This is a genomic window from Proteiniphilum sp. UBA5384, assembly GCF_002410825.1.
Taxonomy (GTDB): Bacteria; Bacteroidota; Bacteroidia; order Bacteroidales; family Dysgonomonadaceae; genus Proteiniphilum.
In genome coordinates, this window is the sequence record NZ_DHOS01000052.1 from 179,840 (window position 1) to 200,798 (window position 20,959).

Annotated in this window: 12 protein-coding genes; 11 read left to right on the top strand and 1 reads right to left on the bottom strand. The window is 43.8% G+C overall.

Annotated features, from left to right (window positions below; all coding sequences use genetic code 11):
* Positions 1-297 precede the first annotated feature (297 nt).
* The 10 genes from B4G81_RS10525 (at position 298) to B4G81_RS10570 (ending at position 15,909) form a co-directional block, all read left to right on the top strand.
* Positions 298-3,501, top strand: coding sequence for a SusC/RagA family TonB-linked outer membrane protein (locus tag B4G81_RS10525; protein WP_294082277.1), 3,204 nt, complete (start codon positions 298-300; stop codon positions 3,499-3,501).
* Positions 3,502-3,526: 25 nt separating this feature from the next.
* Complete coding sequence (locus B4G81_RS10530; RefSeq protein ID WP_294082279.1) at positions 3,527-5,086, top strand: SusD/RagB family nutrient-binding outer membrane lipoprotein; 1,560 nt, start codon at positions 3,527-3,529, stop codon at positions 5,084-5,086.
* 308 nt (positions 5,087-5,394) lie between these two features.
* The gene (locus B4G81_RS10535) at positions 5,395-7,428 is read left to right on the top strand and encodes a M13 family metallopeptidase (protein WP_294082281.1); all 2,034 of its coding nucleotides are present in this window, start codon (positions 5,395-5,397) and stop codon (positions 7,426-7,428) included.
* 49 nt (positions 7,429-7,477) lie between these two features.
* Positions 7,478-8,086: a riboflavin synthase gene (locus tag B4G81_RS10540; protein ID WP_294082284.1), complete on the top strand. Its 609-nt coding sequence runs from the start codon at positions 7,478-7,480 to the stop codon at positions 8,084-8,086.
* Between the two features lie 9 nt (positions 8,087-8,095).
* A complete protein-coding gene (locus B4G81_RS10545) occupies positions 8,096-8,665 on the top strand; it encodes a nitroreductase family protein (protein WP_294082286.1) in 570 nt (189 codons plus the stop codon).
* A gap of 127 nt (positions 8,666-8,792) precedes the next feature.
* Positions 8,793-10,145 (top strand): hypothetical protein, encoded by a 1,353-nt coding sequence (locus B4G81_RS10550; protein WP_294082288.1) that lies wholly within the window; start codon positions 8,793-8,795, stop codon positions 10,143-10,145.
* Between the two features lie 179 nt (positions 10,146-10,324).
* Entirely contained in the window at positions 10,325-11,689 is a 1,365-nt protein-coding gene (locus tag B4G81_RS10555) for a tetratricopeptide repeat protein (protein WP_294082290.1), read from the top strand.
* A 28-nt stretch (positions 11,690-11,717) separates the two neighbouring features.
* Entirely contained in the window at positions 11,718-12,332 is a 615-nt protein-coding gene (gene lptC, locus B4G81_RS10560) for an LPS export ABC transporter periplasmic protein LptC (protein ID WP_294082293.1), read from the top strand.
* Between the two features lie 24 nt (positions 12,333-12,356).
* Complete coding sequence (locus B4G81_RS10565) at positions 12,357-13,646, top strand: hemolysin family protein (RefSeq protein ID WP_294082296.1); 1,290 nt, start codon at positions 12,357-12,359, stop codon at positions 13,644-13,646.
* Between the two features lie 130 nt (positions 13,647-13,776).
* Positions 13,777-15,909 carry a peptidylprolyl isomerase gene (locus tag B4G81_RS10570; protein WP_294082300.1) on the top strand — a complete coding sequence of 711 codons (2,133 nt, stop codon included), beginning with the start codon at positions 13,777-13,779 and terminating at the stop codon, positions 15,907-15,909.
* Positions 15,910-16,339: 430 nt separating this feature from the next.
* On the opposite strand, the gene B4G81_RS10575 is transcribed toward B4G81_RS10570, so the two are convergent.
* A complete protein-coding gene (locus tag B4G81_RS10575) occupies positions 16,340-18,001 on the bottom strand; it encodes a diphosphate--fructose-6-phosphate 1-phosphotransferase (RefSeq protein ID WP_294082303.1) in 1,662 nt (553 codons plus the stop codon).
* 223 nt (positions 18,002-18,224) lie between these two features.
* Here B4G81_RS10575 and B4G81_RS10580 point away from each other — a divergent pair, with 223 nt between their 5' ends.
* On the top strand, positions 18,225-20,945 hold the full coding sequence (locus tag B4G81_RS10580; protein WP_294082306.1) for a 2-oxoglutarate dehydrogenase E1 component: 2,721 nt from the start codon (positions 18,225-18,227) through the stop codon (positions 20,943-20,945).
* Positions 20,946-20,959 lie beyond the last annotated feature (14 nt).

The following is a 20,959-nucleotide window of genomic DNA, read 5'->3' on the forward strand; positions in this document are numbered from 1 at the left end:
CCGGGGGGGGGGGGGCAAATCCTCTTGTAACCCACTAAATTTATCTCAATCCCTACTTAAAGCGTTTTTATCCCTTTTTATTTATTTTTTATTTTTCATGTCGAAATCAATTTTCGGCATGGGATATTCTTTTTTACCGGTCTCGGGTGAGTCCGGTAAAACTCTTTGTGCCCACCTTCACAATACAGTACTAGGTAATATGCGGTATCGCCGATTTGACGAACTGTGTATGTCTCCACCTTTTGTAATAAACCCGAATTTTATTTCGAATGATTCATTAATTAAAAAAAGTAGAGTATGAAAAGAAAACTAGCATTGTTTTTTACCCTGTTCTTTGTAGGAATAGGGATTTTAATGGCCCAGACGCAGGTACGGGGTACCGTGGTGGATGAAGCTGGAGATCCGGTGATTGGCGCTACTATCCAAATTAAGGGTACTACGCAGGGAACTGTAACAGATATGGACGGAAGTTTCAGCCTGTCTGCTCCAACCGGAGGAACACTGGTTATTTCTTATGTTGGAATGCAAACATTGGAAGTGCCGGTACGTGCAAATATAAATGTGACGTTAGAGTCAGATGCAGAAGTATTGGACGAATTGGTGGTGACGGCAATGGGGCTTACAAGACAGAAGAAATCTATTGGATATGCTTCGCAAGAGGTGAAAGCCGATGAATTGATCAAGGCACGCCAAACCGATTTGAATAATGCATTGGTCGGAAAAGTCTCGGGACTTCGTTTTGTAGGTGGCTCAGGTTCTAAGTTTGATGCCGGGAAAATCTATCTGAGAGGAACAACCTCCTTGACAAGTGCCACCGGTAATGAACCCATTTATGTGGTGGACGGGGTAATTACCAATCAGAATTCCATCAACATGGATGATGTGGAGAGTATCAATGTTTTGAAGGGACCTGCTGCTACTTCTTTGTATGGGTCACGTGGAGGAAATGGTGCTATCATTATTACCACCAAAAGTATTGCTGAAGGCAGATCGGAAGTAAATTTCAGTCATACATTGGCTTGGGAAAAAGCGTATTCCCATGTGGATGTACAGAAGGAGTACGGTGGAGGATATCTTGGCGCTAGTACAGAGCTGCCTACATTCAAATGGACTGCGACAATGCCAGAATATCTGAAACAATTTGACGGACGGAAAATTTACGACTATGCCGATGATTCGAGTTGGGGACCTAAATATACCGGTGAGCCTTATATGCCCTGGTATGCATGGGATCCGACAGACCCTCGTTTCGGACAACAGGCTCCATGGGATTATCAGATGGATATCAAGGATCTTTATCGTACAGGAGTGACCAATACAACTAATATTTCATTTGCCAAAGCAGGAAAAGATTATAATACCAGAATTTCATTTACCAATGTAGACAGGAATGGTGTGCTTTACAATAGTGATGCCGTAAGAAGGTTCCTGACTGTTAAATCCTCTTTTAATGTTACTGAAAGATTAAAAGTGAGTCTGGACTATAAGTATACATACCGTAAAAACCATAATGCGGCTGTGGAAGGTTATGGTGAATTTGGAAACTTCCTTTCCTCCTATTTGCAATGGGGAAATACCAACGTCAATTTAAAGGATTTGAAAAATAATTATACCCGTCCTGACGGGACTTTCAGAACATGGAACATTAAAAGCCCGACAAATCTGGCGCCTGCATTCCATGAGAATCCATATGCATTGATGAATGAAGTAAACTGGACGAGCTTATATCAATGGAATGTTTTCAGTGGAAACGTAGAATATACTATTCTGAAAAATCTGAAAGCAGGAGTGAATGTGAATGGTAACCTCCGCAATGTAGTGGAAGAGACTAAAATCCCAATGAATTTCAATGAAGTTTCTAAATATTCTCAAAATCAGAATTCATTGATAGATATGCAAACCCAAGGTTATGTCAGTTTCAGCGATCGTTTTGTGGATGATCGTTTAAGTTTGGATGCTACGGCGTTTGTGGAAGAAAGAGATTATTCTTATAAAGAAAATGATGCATTTACGCGCGACGGGCTTTTTCTGAATAAATTTTGGAATGTCTCGGCATCTACCGGTTTACCAGGAGGTTCCTCAAAAATTACCCACCATAAAACTCAGAGTATTTTTGCCACGGCAACAGTAGGTCTTGACGATACCTATTATTTGGATGCCAATATGAGGAATGATTGGACTTCCACACTACATCCTGATCACAATAGCTATCTTTATGGAGGATTGAGTGCTTCCGTGATAATGAGTAATCTGGTGAAAACTGATTGGCTGAACTTTTGGAAATTGAGGGCTTCGGCAGCTCAGGTGGGTTCCACCATGGATCCCTATTTGGTATATCCGGTGTATGTCACAAATGACGGGTTAAACACAAAAAAGTATGGTGGTCTAACCGTAATGCGTCAGAATACAAATCTCAGAGATCCCAATATCAAACCTACCATTTCTACTTCCTATGAGGTCGGTACAGAATTCCGGGTATTCGAAAATCGATTTTGGGGAGATTTCAACTTTTATAATAGAGATTCCAAGAATCAGATCATCGATCAGAATGTGACCCCGGCCAGCGGCTATAGTACGATGAAGATCAATGCCGGTCTGATCCGCAATAGAGGTATTGAACTTACATTGGGAGGTATGCCTGTAAAGACCAGGGATTTGCAATGGACTGTAAACTTCAATTATTCGAAAAATAATAATACTCTGGTAGAACTTATTGATAATGATAAGGACGATGATTCCTATCAGGTATGGTGGACTAAATTCTATTATCCGATTTCTATCAATGCACGTGAAGGGCAGCCAATCGGTCTTATACAGGGAAATGATTGGTTGCGTGATAAAAACGGTAATTTAATTTTAGAAAAATTGGATGCAGGTGATCCGGATGGAGATGTCTATCCTATTGTGGACAGTGAAAATCAAACCAAGGACTTGGGTGTTGCTCAACCCGATTTTACCGGAGGTTTTTCTACTTCACTCAATTATAAAGGATTTATGCTGTCCGCGGCACTCGATTTCTCCTTTGGTGGTGAAATTGTATCATGGACAAATCTCTGGGGAAATAGTTCCGGTATTTTGAAAAAAACGGCAGGTTTGAATGATCGGGGAAAACCATTACGTGATCCGGTTTCTGAAGGTGGAGGTGTGCATTTGACAGGTGTTGATGCCGACGGTAAACCATTAGATGGGTATATTGATGCTCAGGTTTACTATCAGGATATTTATCCCCAGGTTTGGGCTCCTTCCGTGTATGATGCATCTTATGTGAAACTAAGAGAGATCTCGATAGGATACGAATTGCCAAAAACATTTCTGAATAAGACAAAACTTGGACTGAATGCCGCAAGTATTTCGTTTGTCGCCCAGAACCCATGGTTAATTTATTCGGGAACACCCAATATTGACCCGTCAGAGACAAGTGGGGCTGACTATGACTATGTGGAAGGGGGCCAGTCAATCTCTACCCGCTCTTATGGTGTGACGATCAATCTTACTTTTTAAATAACAGCATAAAAAATAAGACATTATGAAAAATAAAATTTTATATATATTTTCCTTAATAGCAATATTGTCGTTAGGCAGTTGTGGGGATTTTGATGATATCAATTTAGATCCCAACAACCCGTCGCAGGCAGACACCCGTTTTTTATTTGTGCGGGCAATGCAAGGCACGACTTTTAGTGTATTCAGTAGTGCCCCGGCACCCAGCGTCAGCCTTTATGATCCGTTTAGCCAACTCTATCCACAGTACTTTGCCGAAGCGCTTAATATTCAGTATTCACAGTTTCAGATTGTGGATTTCTCGTTAGGCGTTTATTACAACACTTTCCTTCGCAACTTAAAGCTCATCATAGCGATGAACCAAGATGAAGATCAGAAATCCACGGAATTTGTGGGGGCAATGGGGAGCAATGACAATCAAATTGCTGTAGCCAAAACGTTGGAGGCATTTTATTATATGCATATGACGGATGTGCTGGGGAGTATCTATTACTCGGAAGCATTATTGGGAGATGAGGGTAATTTTACTCCCAAATTTGATACTCAGGAGGCAATATATACTGCTTTGGAAGAAAAACTCAATGAAGCGTATGGTTTATTCGACGAAAGTGACCGTTTGAATTCACAGTATGATATTCTTTATAATGGTAATATTTCAAAATGGAAAAAATTAAATGCTTCGTTGAGAATGCTTATGGCTATTAAATTGTCGGATGTCGCACCGGAAGTAGGAAAGGCTCGCTTTTCCAAGGCTTATCAGGAGGGAGGTCTACAAACCAATGAGGATAACTTGCGCTATAAATATCTTAATGAAACGGCCAACATGAATCCGTTGCATGAAAATATGTCTATTTCAAAGAGGCAGGATTTTGCTCCTTCAAAGACGATTGTGGATGTCTTATTATCATACAAGGATCCTCGCGTATTAAGTTATGGAGTGCCGTCTCCCCAAAATAACTTTGACGCTGTACCCTTTGGAGTACCTCGGAATGAGATATCAAATTATACCGGCAAAATAGTAATGTTTAATCCCAAATTATATGCGATGAATGCCCCAATTACTATTATTTCTGCATCGAGGATGTTGCTTGTGGCGGCTGAGGCGGCAGTCAGGGGCTGGATCAGTGCGGATGCCGCAACGCTATATAAAGATGGAATAACGATGTCTTTTGAAGAAAAAGATTTTGAAAGCGATGTTGAGGGTTATAAGGCAAACGATCCGGATTTATGGGAAAGTTGGGAAACCGACTATGGTTTTATATTAACGGTAGATGATTATTTGGCACAACCGGAAGTTGCATTGACCGGATCAAATGTCGAGAAGATTGAAAAAATTGCCATGCAGCGCTGGCTTAATGGATTTATGGAAGATGGACTTGAGGCTTGGTCTGACTGGAGAAGATTGAATGTACCCACATTGACTCCCGGACAGGCAGCACCAAGTACAATTACTCATGTTCCTTATAGAAGACAGTATTACCTGATCGATTATGAGACAAATATGGATAATTACCGGCAAGCTATTTCAGCACAAGGAGCGGATAATTTTGACACCCGGCTTTGGTGGGATGTTGCTGACAATTAAATAGATATTAAGATATGATCTTTTAATAAGAATAATTACAAATATATTTTCAAGTGTATGGGTATTTGTTATTCTTATGAGCAAAACCTTTCAGTTCAATTTACATAAACTCTACATTAAATTAAACACTAATGAAAGGATCGGACAGGGCCAGGAGTGATTCCCCGCCCTGTCTATTTTTTTATTCTTTGTCGCTGGTTTGCAGATACATTTTATTTTATATGCCAAGGATAGAATATTTTTGTACTTTTGTATCTTGTTATATGTAAGAATATAAATCGAAAGATAAGGGTTTAAGATTTAATTTTATGAGATGGATTATATATCCCATTATTGTTTTAGCTGTTATGATCACCACAAGTTTCACACAGCAGAAAGCAGGGCAGCCCGGGGAGCGGCTCGATCTTTCTTACCTCGACACTACGGCAGCGCCGGGGGTGAGTTTTTACCAATATGCTACCGGAGGATGGCAAAAGGCCAATCCTATCCCTGACCAATATGCACGGTACGGGTCGTTCGATCAATTACGTGAAAATAATCAAACGCAGATTCAATCCCTGATAGAAGAGTTAGGAAAGCAGGAAAACCCTATGGGTTCAAATGCACAGAAGGTCGGCAACCTTTATAGTATGGGTATCGATAGTGTGAAGCTGAATGCCGATGGTGCCGGACCGATACGTGCGCAATTGGAGGAAATTGCGGCGATATCCGGCAAGAAAGATGTGATCCGACTGGCCGCCCGGATAAGTCGTTTTGCAGCGAATCCGTTTTTCGGATTTTATGTAGGTCCTGACGACATGAATAGTGCCATGAATATTGCGCATCTTTACCAGTCGGGTATAAGCATGGGCGACAGGGATTATTACCTGTTACAAGATGAACATACGAAAATGGTGCGGGAGGAATATAAGAAGCTGATAAAAACACAGTTTATGAATGCCGGTTATGATGAACCCGATGCGGAAAAAGCGGTCGTGAATGTATTGAAAATAGAAACAACGTTGGCTGAAGCACATTTCACTAGGGAAATGCAGCGCCAACCGGAACTCAATTATCATAAATTGCCGGTAGCAGAGCTCGGAAAACAGATCGGCCCGTTTGAATGGACATATTATTTAGAGGAAGTGGGTGCGGCAAGTATCGATAGCATCAATATTTCACAGATTGAGCCGGTGAAGGCTGCCATTGCCATCATCGGCAAGGAGCCGGAGGGGGTGCTGCGTGACTACCTGAGCTGGAAGGTGATTAATTCTGCGGCAGAATATCTCAGTGATGATTTTGTGAATGCCAATTTTGAATTCTATGGAAAAACGCTGAGTGGCAGTAAAGAACTTCGTCCGCGTTGGAGAAGGAGTATCGATGCTGTGAGTGGGGCGATGGGTGAAGCGGTAGGACAGCTTTATGTGCAGAAGTATTTTCCACCCGAAGCCAAGGAGAGGATGCTTGAACTGGTGGGCAACCTGAAAACTTCTTTGGGTGAGCGGATTGCCGGGCTTGAATGGATGAGTGATGCCACGAAATCCAAAGCACAGGAAAAACTGAGTACTTTTATTGTAAAGATAGGATACCCCGACAAGTGGAAAGATTACTCTTCGCTTGAGATCAAGGATGATTCTTACTGGCAGAATATGGTGCGTGCATCCGAATTTGCTTATGCGGAGATGATGGACGACTTGGGTAAGCCGGTCGACAAAACCAAATGGTTTATGTCGCCCCACACGGTCAATGCCTATTACAACCCCTCTTCCAATGAAATTTGTTTCCCTGCAGGGATTCTCCAGCCTCCCTTCTTCTATATGGATGGTGATGATGCGACCAATTATGGAGGTATTGGCGTGGTGATCGGCCACGAGATGACCCATGGTTTCGATGACCAGGGACGTAAATACGACAAGGAGGGAAATCTGGCTGAATGGTGGACTGCCGAAGATGCCCGACGGTTTGAAGAGAGAGCCAATGTATTGGTCGATTATTTCGACAATATCGTGGTGATCGATACCGTACATGCCAACGGCCGTTACACACTCGGAGAGAATATTGCCGACCATGGCGGTTTGCAGGTCTCTTATCATGCATTCCTGAAGACGCAGCAGGCAAAAGATGGTGAAGCGATGGACGGATTCACCCCGGCACAGCGTTTCTTCTTGAGCTATGCCGCTCTCTGGGCCGGGAATGTGAGGGATGCGGAAATCCTCCGGCTTACGAAAATAGATCCGCATTCTCTTGGTAAATGGCGTGTGGATGGAGCATTGCCCCATATCGGTGCATGGTATGACGCATTCGATATCCGGCCTTCCGACCCGATCTATCTGCCGGTTGAGAAGCGTGCATCTATTTGGTAATTACCAATTCATTGGAATCAGTAAATAATCACATCAATAAATCATAAAAATGTTTTCAGGAATTATAGAGGAGGCCGCAACGGTAATGGCGCTCAATTGGGATAAGGGAAACCTCCATATCACGCTGGAGTGTTCTTTTACCGGAGAATTAAAGATCGATCAAAGTGTGTCGCACAACGGAGTGTGTCTTACTGTAGTCTCTATCGAAGGAAATACCTATACGGTAACGGCCATCCAGGAAACCCTCAACCGGTCAAACCTTGGTCTGCTGGAGATAGGCAGTAAGGTGAATATCGAACGCAGCATGTTGATGAACGGTCGTCTCGACGGACATATTGTGCAAGGACACGTAGACCAGACTGCTGTCTGCATGAATGTGAAAGAAGCCGATGGCAGTTGGTATTACACATTTGAGTATGCATTCGATAAGGAGAAGGCTAAGAAAGGATATATGACAGTGGATAAAGGTTCTGTTACTGTGAATGGTGTAAGTCTGACCGTGGTGGAACCCACAGACCATAGTTTTAAAGTGGCTATCATTCCCTATACCTATGCGCATACTAATTTCCATCAGATAGAAAAAGGAATGGTAGTGAATCTGGAATTTGATATTATCGGCAAATATATCAGCCGTATAGCTACCTTAAACGCTTTATAAATGCCCCCTATGGATTTCCTGGAGTTTGTCTCTACCCGTCAAAGCGACCGCGCTTTTGACCCGGAACGTCCGGTGGAGAAAGAAAAAATAGAACGTATTGTGGAAGCGGCACGATTGGCTCCTTCGGCTTGCAATGCGCAGCCTTGGCATCTTATCGTGGTGGATGATCCCGGGTTGAAAAACAAGGTTGCCGATGCTACTTCTGCCCGTGCATTGGGGATGAATCACTTCACCAAACAAGCACCGGTACATATTGTATTGGTGGAAGAGAAAGTAAACCTCACTTCCGGGGTGGGAGGATGGGTAAAGCAGAAAGACTATGCCCAGATGGATCTTGGGGTAATTGCTGCGCATATTGCATTGGCGACCCATGCCGAGGGATTGGGTTCTTGTATCCTCGGCTGGTTCAATGAACCCAGGATGCGGGAGGTCTTGTCGATCCCTGACTCAAAAAGAGTCTGGCTTGATATTGCGATCGGTTATAGTATACAGCCGTTAAGGATGAAGAAGCGTAAACCCTTGGAAGAGATTGTCTCCTATAATTGCTATAAGAGTGGCGGAAGGAATAATAAACATTAAACTTTAATCTTTTTAACACGATGTTCTTTACTATTTTTGGACACATCGCAAAATTATGTCATCTTTGTACACGCTAAAAATAATAATGAAACAAAGCGGCCAAGAGCTGGTTATATACCCGAAACAGATGAATATTAGGAAAAAACGTTTCTCTTTATTGATCGCTTTTCTTACGATTACCACAGTTATTCTCGCGCAGCAGGTAGGGTTAAATTCTCCCTATAGCCGATATGGATATGGACTTCTGTCGAATCCTACCCCAAGCGGTTCTGAAGCTATGGGAGGAATTGGATATGGGTTGCGGAGAAGTCAACAGGTGAATTGGATCAATCCTGCATCCTATTCCAGAATCGATACGCTTACTTTTATATTTGATATGGGTGTTTCGGGTCATCTTGCCCGAATGAATGACGACGTGAATGAAGCGCGTGACTACTATAACGGCAACTTCGATTACGTGGCCATGCAGTTTCCGCTGTTTCGCAATGTGGGTGCCAGTATAGGTCTTCTTCCCTATTCCAAGATGGGATATAATTTCGGTGGTCCACGTTCTACATCAAGCACCCAGTATTATGAAACATACAGGGGATCGGGAGGGCTGAGCCAAGTATATGCCGGTATTGCATGGGAGTTTATGAAGAATATTTCTATAGGGGTCAATATCTCTTATTTGTTCGGAGACTATTCCCGGAGCAGTCTGGTTACGCCCAACCACGCCTCAGCCCTGTTGGAGGAGTCGAAGTACAGCTATTCTTTCAAGGAATTGAAGTATGATATCGGTGTGCAGTATACTTATCCGTTGAGCCGGGGTCGTTCAGTGACGGTGGGTGCCGTTTATTCACCCAAATTGAATGCCGGGGCCGATGTAAATCCCACCGAGATGTTATATGTCAATGACCCGTATGAGAATCCCTGGACATTGCCGGCGCAGGTATTAAAGACAGATACATTGAAGAATGCTTCTTTTCAATTGCCCCATACATTTGGTGCTGGTATTAGTTATAGTACCAAAAATTTCCTGGTCGGTCTGGATGGTACCTACCAGATATGGAAAAACCTTGCGTATCCCGATGTGTTGGATAACCTCTCAAAGAGCGACCGCTTCAATAATACTTTCCGGGTGAATGCCGGCGTGGAGTACGTAAGCGATCCTTTTAGCCAGAACTTCTTTCGCCGGGTACGTTTAAGGGGCGGACTTTCATATAGCAATTCCTATAACAATTTCAACGTGAATGATCCGAATAATTTGCAAAGCGGTACGGTAAGCAAGCTTGGCAGCTACAATGAGTATGGAATTAACGTGGGATTGGGATTACCTTTCAGAGACTATATGTCGGGCTATACTTCCATGATCAATATCGGATTTGGCTATTCAAGGCAGCAACCCGATACCGATTATATGATCCGGCAAGATATGTTCAAGATTACTGTGAGTATGAACATTAACGAATTATGGTTCCTTAAACGGCAGTTTAACTGACGAATTTATAAATTGAAAGAAGTCAAAAATAAAATCAAAATTGGACAATAGGTTTAAACTTTTTCTTTAACATTTTGTCCAATTCCCAGACTGATTAATTTTAGTGAACGTTTTCGTTAAGCTAATATTAATGAGTCTTTTCACATTAGTGGACAAAACAAATTTAAACATCAAGGAATATGAGAAAGTTATTATTATCGGGTCTGGTAGCTATGTTTGTAGTAGCTGCCGCCACTGCACAAAAACCAGGGTATGATCCTGTGAAAGCTCCTTACGGACACGGTGAAGACAGTGTGAATTGCCGTCTGAACTTAAGTCTCATGCAGACTTCGGCGAAGGCGGAAGATTATCAGGGAGCGCTTAAACCATGGCTCTCTACCTATGAGAATTGTCCCGCCTCCAGCAAGAATATTTATATTTACGGTCCCCGTATTTTTAAGGCGCTCCACGGTGAAGCAACCGACGCGGCCAAGAAAAAGGAATACCTCGATAAGGTGATGGAGATATATGATACGCGCCTTAAGTACTTTGGCGATGATGATGCCAAGGGTACCATCCTTGCTTATAAAGCCTATGATTATATGGAGTTGATGGGAGAGAATGCTGACCAGTCGGTGGTATATAATATGTTAAATGAGGCGATCGGGGAGTTGAAAGACAAGATGAATCCGCTGGATGCCTATTCTTATTTTATGGTTGCCTCGTTGAGCCAGTACCTGAGTGATAGTGCTAAAAAAGATCAATATATAAGCGATTATTTCCAGACTATTGCGTATGTGGACCAAGCTATTGCCAATGCTCATGGCGCTAATGATGAAACCAGTGCTGATTATCTTGCCATGGTGAAAGATGGAATCGTAAAAGGGTTTGTCAATAGTGGAGCCGGAGATTGCAAGACACTTGCTGAATATTATGCCGACAAGGTAGAGCCGAACAAGGCTAATAAGGAATTCTTGAATGAAGTGTTGGACGCATTGGGTTCGGTGGGGTGTTCAGATACCGATCTTTACTTTACTGCTTCCGAATATCTCTATCATCTTGAACCTTCGGCCGGTGCCGCTATCGGATTGGCCAACAAGAGCCTGAGAGATAAAGATTATGAAACGGCATTGAAGTATTATAGTGCTGCTGCTAAAATGGAAACCGACAAGAATAAAGCATCCGACTACATGATGCAACTTGCGGGTATATTCTCTAACCAGCGTAATTTTGCAAAGGCAAGGCAAGCCGCTTATGATGCATTGGAATACAACCCGAACAATGGTGAAGCATATATCCTGATCGCACAACTGTATGCCAGCTCGGCAGCCAATATTTTCCCCGAACCGGAAAAAGCAGGACTGGTATATCTGGTCGCAGTGGATAAGTTACAAAAAGCCAGATCGGTTGATCCTGGTGTAGCAAGCAAGGCAAATAATCTTATCAACCGTTATTCTGCTGCATTTATGGATACCGAGACTGCATTTATGATGGGTATCAAAGCAGGAGAAACGGTAACTATCCCCGGTTGGATCGGTGAAACCACCACCGTCCGGTTGAGATAAATCGAGACAAGAGTTAGTGATTAGATAAATGTTGGGAAACCATCGTAACATACAATTCTTATTACGCATAACAATCACTGTTTTAGTGGTTGTTATGTCGCTTTTGTCTTGTAGGGACAAGAGCGAGAACCTTGTGCCGCTTGCCTATGATCCCGACTCGGTAGCAACCATGATCACCCATAATGTTTCAACCCTCATTTCTGATTCCGGTATTACACGCTATAGGATTGTTGCGGATGTATGGATGATCTACGATCAGGCGAAAGAGCCCTACTGGTATTTCCCACAGGGAATCTATTTTGAGCAATTTGCCCCTGACTTTGAGATTGAAGCAACTGTTGTTGCCGATACGGCATGGTATTACAATAACCAAGAGATGTGGAAGTTAAAAAAGAAAGTCCATGTTGAAAATAGAGAGGGGGAACAATTCGACAGCGAAGAGTTGTTCTGGGACCAGAAAAACGGGAAAGTATTCTCGGACGCTTATATAGAAATTAAAAGAGGTGTATCTGAATTGAAAGGTTACGGATTTGAGTCGAATACGGCAATGTCTGATTACCGTATTTTCAGGCCACACGAGGGGAAATTGCCATTTTCCGACGCTCCTGCACCGGGAGATTCTATTCTGACAATCGACAATTAGTAATTGAAAATGTGCAACTAAACAATGGGATTTCATGTTGAAATAGGGTGGTGGATTGGATTCCTGTTTCTCTCTCTTCTTTTCTCGGGAATAGAGGTGGCTTATATTACCGCAGGAAAGTTGCAATATATTGTCAATAACGATTCCTCCCGACCATACAGTTATATGATGGATGTTATCTATCGTCACTTCCGGCAGTTTCAGGCTACGTTGATGCTGGGAAGGGTTATCCTGATAGTGCTCTTTGTGTCTTTTACCGGCCTGATTGTCTATGATCATCTGGGTAACACGCTACAGAACGATCTGATAAAAATATTGCTGATAATTGCCGTAGCCTCATTTTTTCTGTTGTTGACAAATGAGTTTCTGCCGCGGATTTTCTTTGGGAGGGATCCCGATTCCTGGGTGAAATTGTTTCTCTTACCCGCTTTTTTGTTCTATGTGATCCTATACCCCATAACCACACTTTTTATTGGCTTCTCTCAGGTAATACTTCGCTTAGCAGGCATGAATTTATCAGAGCCGGAAGAGGATGAGGTCTTTTACAGGGTAAATTTCGATATGCTGACAGGGAAGAATGCCGGCGACAGGGCAAAAGAGATGGAAGTCGATTCTGAGGTCAAGATTTTTCGGAATGCTCTCGACTTTTCTTCCATGAAAGTGCGGGATTGCATGGTTCCCCGGGCCGATATCGTGGCCGTTACCCTCGATACAGCTCCTGATAAACTGAAAGAACTCTTTATAGAGACAGGTATTTCAAGAATATTGGTCTACAGGGAAAATCTTGACGATATTGTGGGATACATCCACATGTGGGAGATTTTTAATAATCCGCAGGACTGGACCAGTAATATAGCAACCATTTCATTTGTGCCGGAGAGTATGCTGGCCAACCAGTTGATGAGTGACCTGATGCAACATCGTAAAAGTATTGCTGTAGTGGTAGATGAGTTCGGCGGTACTTCGGGAATTGTCACCATGGAAGATCTGGTGGAAGAGATTTTCGGTGATATTGAAGATGAATATGATGTGGAATCGAAATTTGTCAAAAGGGAGGGTAATAATGAATTCGTAATGTCGGGACGTGTGGAGATCGACCATCTCAACGATGTTTATCATCTGGATATCCCCGAATCGGATGAATATTCCACTATAGCCGGTTACCTGCTATACCATATGCAGCGCTTCCCAAAAACCTATGAAACCGTGGTTATCGGGAAATATACCTTTAAAATACTCAAAGTAACGGCACGTAAAATCGAGGTTGTACGGCTTATTCTGGCAGGCGAAACAGCTGAGGAGATATTGTACTGAATCTATTAAATGATAAACATGCACTTTTCCTGAAAAAAATAACGCCGTCTCCGTTATTTTTGCTAACTTCGTGCCCTTGTTTGAATTATAATCATTTATCACATTCTAAGTATAATAAAAAGATAGTTAAATGGCTACTTTACAGAAGATTAGAGATAAAGGTACGCTTCTCGTCATCATAATCGGTCTGGCGTTGCTTGCCTTTGTATTGGGAGATTTGCTTACCTCGGGAAGAACATTATTTGGAAAAGCGCAGGATAAAGCGTTTGTAATAAACGGCGATGTGATTTCGACCCAGCAGTATGCCGATAAAATTACTGAATTCGAAGAGTTTCAGAAGATGGTAAGTGGACAGTCGTCCCTCGATGAAAACATCTCTTCACAGATACGTGAGGCGGTATACCAGCAGATGGTGCGGGAACGTTTGCTCAGTCACCAGACGAAAAAACTGGGAATCACAGTTGCCAAAGAAGAGTTAAATGACTTGGTGCACGGTCAATTCATTTCACCTGTATTGCAGCAGCTTCCTTTCTTCGTAAATCCTCAAACAGGCATGTTCGACCGTTCAGCGCTGGTCGACTTTATCAATACCGTCAACATGCCAAGCTCCAATCCACAGGAGCAAGCATTGGTAAATCAATATAGAAGCTTGTGGTTGTTTATCGAGGAGATGGTGAGAACACAACGGTTAGAAGAAAAATATATCTCACTTCTGTCGAATGCTGTGGTTGTGAATGATGCGGAAGCAAAAAACACGTTTGAGCTGTCACAGAAAAATGCGGATATTGAATATGCGCTCAAAAGTTTTTTCACGGTCCCTGATTCAGCCGTCACCGTTACAGATAATGAAGTAAAAGCATTTTACGACAAGCACAAAAAATCCTTCCGTATGGAAGCTCCTCTGGTGAAACTCTCTTATTTTACCAAGAGCATCATTCCCAGTGAAGAGGATTATGCCGAGGTGGAAGCCGAATCTCATAAAGCCTTTGATGAATTGAGCGCCGCTGTTTACCCTGCCTCGGTCGTGGCCGACTATTCGCAGACACCTTATCGGGATGTTTATATGAGTGAACAGATGCTCACCCCTACACAGATCGAATTTGTACGTTCAGCGTCTGCTAACGAGATGTTTGGTCCTGTGCGCGAAGATGATTCCTTTTATATATATAAACTGATTGACAAGACTGTCGCTCCCGACTCGGTACATCTGAGGATGATGGCGGTCCCCGATGCTTCCGTGGTGGGACAGGATTCCGTTATCACTCATTTTGTGGATAGTATTTATGGAGCGATAGCCGCCGGCACCTCTTTTGCAGAGGTAGCCAACAGCCTTAACCCCACCTCTAACGGTGGTGAAATGGGATGGGCAAGGGAAATCGATTTGGTTGGGTTTAGTACCGACCTGGTAAAGGCCGCCTTTAATGCTCCTGTGGGGCAGCCGGTCAAACTTACCATTCCCGGGCAGCAACTAATCCTTCAGGTGGAAGAACGTACCCGTCCTGTCAATAAATACAAGTTGGCAGTTATCGATATGCCTGTGGTAGCCAGTGATAAGACATCGAACAATATTGATAATGAGTTGAATCAGTTTATTTCCACTCCTGATGTGAGCCAGAAATTCAACGATCTGGCAGCCGAAAAAGGATATATGGTAATGCCCGGCATTACGATTTCTGCTAATGATTTCACTTTGGCACAAATCCCCGGTTCACGGCAAGTGATTACTTGGGCAGCCAATGAAAAGAAAATGGGAAGTGTAAAGAAATTCGATCTTACCAACCTTCGTGTCATTGCAAGGGTAGAAAAGGTAACTCCTGCAGGAACCACACCCCTGTCTGAAGTTTCTTCCGGTATCCGTGCGCAGTTGGTGAATGAGAAGAAAGCCGAGAAAATCATCAGCGACCTGAAGACGCAGAATCTTACTTCTGTGGAAGGATATGCTTCAGCGATGGGCAGTTCTGCCGATACCGTCCGTTTTGTGAACTTCAATACGCAGAACATTACGGGTCTGGGGTATGAGCCTGTATTGAATGCTGTTTCGGCTTTCGCTCCGGTCAATCAGGTGGTAGGTCCGTTGAAAGGCAATATGGGTGTATATGTAGCTTCTGTAGCCAATCGCACCGAAGGTGTGGAAGAAGAATATGATGCAGAGCAGCAGAAAAATCAGATGTTGAATAACAATGCCTATCGTATGCAGATGCAGTCGATAGAAGTATTGAAAGAAAAACTGGGTGTAGAGGACAACCGTTTCAGGTTCTTCTGATTTTACTACTCAAGATTAATAACAAGTAAGGATAATTAAAACTTTGCTTGTTTCACAAAAATAGGTGGCTTCATGATGAGGGTGCCTATTTTTTATATAATACTCAATATGCTGATTTGGTTTCTGCGGGTTTCATATCTCCAGATGTTTCGTTTGCACTCAGTCCCAATCCTGCTACCGATATTGTTACGGTGAAGTTGGAGGATGAATGACCTGCGGAAGCCGGTCTTTCCACACAAGAGACCTTCACAGGACTAAGTAGGGGGGTATGTGAAATCCAGTTATGGAGTGCATCCACCATGCTCCGGCGACACACCACAGATCAGCCGGTATATCAGATATCTGTAAGTGGATTCCGCGGAAAAGATCAAAAAATAGGAGAAAACGATGCCCGTTTTCTCCTACAATATGAATATTGAAAAAGTTGTTGTTAGAATTTAATCATGCCGTTCTGCTCCAGTTGCAATGTTTTGCTGGGCTGGTCGCATACTTCCGTAGGTCCGAAGTACTGGATCGGGCCGGGATATACGTAGTCGGTTTCAATAGCCCACTGGTCACGCTGGCTCTCGAAATATTTGAAGGGAGCACCATTCAATTCCACCAACGCTTTCTGTATTACCGGTTTCATTTCTCCGTGGCGGCGTTCCATATTCATCATCATGGTGATGGGGACCCCACCGGCGATCCATTCTGCGGCAGGGGCGGTAGTATTACGTACAGAAGACATATATCCGGTCTTGCCCACCGCGATCAGCATCGAAGCGGTGTAACCAAGTGAATAACAATAGTCGGCATCATAGTTCGACGGAGTAGCGCAACGCCCTTCATAACCGAAGAAATGAGTGATACTGGCAAATTTTCCTTTATACCTGCCTTCCTGCGTCCACGCGTCAAGGCGTTTCTTTACCATCTCAGCCAGTAATTTTTCAGTTTCGATCAGTGATACCTGGACGTTGCCGTGCGGGTCACGGTCGAGCGTGAGTTGGCGTGCCACTGTTTCGGGGAGGCTGGCGTAAATATCGGCATTTTCAGGTGAAAGCTTGCTGATGATATAATCGCGTTGTCCGGAACGGCGTACCAGGTTAAATTCTTCCTGATTGTGCGCCAGGAAGTCATTCAACTCGTGGATCAGTTTCTTCATTGCAGGGATAAATTCGATCAATCCTTCGGGGATGATGACTGTTCCGAAATTCAATCCCTTTTCTGCCCGCTGTTTGATCACGCCAGCTATATAATCGATAATATCGTCGAGCGATTGTTCTTTGGCAGCTACCTCCTCTGAAATAAGACAGATGTTGGGTTGTGTCTGCAATGCACATTCCAGTGCAATATGTGATGCCGAACGTCCCATTACCTTGATAAAGTGCCAGTATTTACGTGCCGAATTACAGTCACGCTGAATATTGCCAATCAATTCAGAATATACTTTGCAGGCCGTATCGAATCCAAAAGATGTTTCGATCTGGCCATTTTTCAGGTCGCCATCGATGGTCTTGGGACAACCGATCACCTGTATGCCGGCATTAATGGAGGCATAGTACTCACCTAACACACATGCGTTGGTGTTGGAATCATCACCCCCAATGATAACCAATGCTTTGATGTCTAATTTTTTCAATATCTCAAGTCCCTTGTCGAACTGCTCTTTGGTCTCTAGCTTGGTACGTCCCGAGCCGATGATATCGAAGCCGCCGGTGTTGCGGTATTCATCGATGATGTCGGCGGTAAGTTCCTTGTAGGTGTGTTTGACGAGTCCGTCGGGGCCCAGGATAAAGCCATACAGTTTGCTGTCGGGGTGCAACCTTTTGATGCCGTCGAATATCCCCGCAATCACATTGTGTCCGCCGGGAGCTTGTCCGCCGGAGAGGATCACTCCTACGTTGACCGGTGCTGATACGCCGGGTTGGCCGTCTGCCCGTACGAATTGTACCACGGGCATCCCGTATGTATTTGGGAAAAGTTTCTGTATCTCCTCTTGGTCGAGAACCGATTCAGTGGCGGCTCCTTCCTGAATAGTCACATTGCCCTTCAAACCTTCGGGCATCTTGGGCACATAAGTTGCCCTTGCAATTTGTAAAGCACTCTTTGTCATTAGATCGATTTTTTTTATGATAAATTGTATTTGTCGAAGATGACTTCAAAAGTACTATTTTTTCGTGAAATGATAAACAATTTTAGTATCTTTACCATTCATACTAAATGTTGATTTACTGATTCTGATGAATCGGAACAGGTAGTGATGAATCGGTGATCCCGACAAGTCGGGGACAAGGAGTGATGATGTGGTGAGATTTTTTTATTTTTAAAATTGACCGATGAATGCCGAGGAAGCGTTGAATGTTGTGGATCTGGAGGCCATTGATGATTTATATAAAAAATATAAGACAGATCCGGAGAGTGTGGATAAGAGTTTTCGCTATTTCTTTCAAGGGTTTGATTTAGCCATTACTCGTTTTCCGAAAAAACCGGGAGAGGATAGCGGCACTATAGAAAATTCCCGGAAAGAGTTGGCTGTAATGAATCTGATTACAGGTTACAGGCGAAGGGGGCATCTTTTTACCAAGACCAATCCGGTGCGTACCCGTCGTAGCTATACCCCCACGCTTGCCATCGAGAATTTCGATCTGAGTGAAAGCGATCTCGACAGGGAGTTTGAAGCCGGCCATGAAGTAGGACTGGGAAAAGTTACGCTAAGAGCGATAGTCAACCGTCTCGAAGAAACTTATTGTAAATCCATCGGTGTGGAATACCGGTATATGACCAAACCGGAGATCGTGAAATGGTTGCAGGACAAGATGGAGCTCACAGAGAACCGGGAGCAACTTCCCCGGGAGATAAGATTGCGTATCCTCGACCGGCTCATAGAAGCATCCGGTTTTGAAGATTACCTTCACAAAAAATTTGTGGGGCAGAAACGGTTTTCTCTGGAAGGGTCAGAATCCATCATCCCGGCATTGGATGCCATCATGTCGCGGGGAGGAGCATATAATGTGAACGAGATGGTAATCGGAATGGCGCACCGCGGGCGGTTGAATGTGCTGGCCAACCTGATGAAAAAGCCTTATGCACAGGTATTCCGTGAGTTCAATGCCCAGAATTATGAAGAGGATATCAAATATGGGGATGTGAAATATCATCTTGGCTACAACAGTACTATCGATCACGAAGGACGTTCCATTGCCATCAGCCTTACGCCTAACCCTTCCCATCTCGAAACTGTAGGGCCTGTAGTACAGGGTATTGTCCGGGCAATGCTGGAGAATGAGCATAACTACGACTATGATCAGGTGTTGCCGATCCTTATCCATGGTGACGCTGCTATCGCCGGGCAGGGTGTAGTGTACGAAACTATCCAGTTCTCAAAATTAGATGGATATAAAACGGGAGGAACTATCCATATCGTCATTAACAACCAGGTGGGATTCACCACCAGTTACCTGCAGGCCCGGTCAAGCACATACTGTACCGATGTGGCCAAAGTGACCCATTCTCCTGTTTTTCATGTGAATGGTGACGATATCGAAGCGATGGTATATGTTGCCAAGCTGGCATTGGAATTCCGCCAGAAGTTTAATATCGATGTTTTTATCGATCTACTCTCTTACCGGAAATATGGACATAACGAAGGTGATGAGCCGCGCTTTACACAGCCAAAGCTTTACGATATCATAGCCAGGCATAAGAATCCCCGTGATATCTATGCTGACAAGCTGATTGCCGAGGGTGTCATTACTCGTCAGGAATTCGACGGCAGGGTGTCTGCTTTCCATCATCGTTTGGAGGAATCATACGAAGAGTCACTCCATTCTACTAAACTGAATATTCAACCGTTTTTTCCCCACAGGTATAAGAATATACGTTATCCGGAAGCTGCGGATTTTGAAAAGAGTGCGGGTACTTCCATCTCAAAGGAAATCTTTATCGACCTGGCAAAACGTATCACGACGTTGCCTCCTGATAAAAAATTCTTTAACAAGACCCAACGTCTTTTCGCACAGCGCGCAGCCATGATCGAAGAGGATAAATACGACTGGGCTATGGGAGAGTTGATGGCTTACGCCTCGCTGGCGAACGAGAACCATTCTGTCAGGCTGAGTGGTCAGGATTCCGAGCGGGGTACCTTTTCGCATCGTCATGCGGAAGTGATTACCGAGGATGGTGAAGAGAAATATTTTCCCCTTAAAACCCTGGGTGAGGAACAAGCAGCTGTGAGGGTCTATAATTCGCCCCTCAATGAATATGGTATACTCGGGTTTGAGTATGGTTACTCGCTGTCACACCCCTGGGGGCTTACTATTTGGGAAGCCCAATTTGGTGACTTTTATAATGTGGGGCAAGTGATCGTCGACCAGTATATCTCGGCAGCCCAGGAAAAATGGGGTATACGGTCAGGTGTGGTGATGTTGCTTCCGCACGGTTACGAAGGCCAGGGGGCAGAGCATTCAAGTGGTCGGATGGAACGTTTTTTGAGCCTTTGCGCCAATTATAACTTACAGGTGGTGAATTGTACTACGCCGGCTAATTTCTTTCACGTGCTCCGTCGCCAATTACATCGTGATATCCGTCTTCCGTTGATTGTATTTACACCCAAAAGCCTCTTGCGTCATCCGGAATGTACCTCTTCACTTGCCGATTTTACGGAAGGTGGATTCCGGGAGGTGATAGAAGATAAGTATGTAGGAAAATCCTCAAACGTAAAGAGAATATTACTTTGCAGCGGTAAGATCTATTATGAATTGGATGCAGCAAGAAAGGAAAGGAAGATAAATGATATAGTTATTCTGCGTGTGGAACAGCTCTATCCTTTCCCGGCCGGGCAGATCAGTGAGATGCTGAAAAGTTATCCTGAAAAAGCTGAACTTGTCTGGGTGCAGGAAGAACCGTTCAATATGGGGGCTGCTATTTTTGTAAAGCAGCAGATAAGGGATTGTACCTTGCGCATTATCAGTCGTCCCGCCAGTGGCGTTACGGCTGAGGGTCTTTCGGCACAACATAAGGTCAACCAGGCAATTATTATTGAGAAAGCATTTAATTGATTTATATCAAGCAT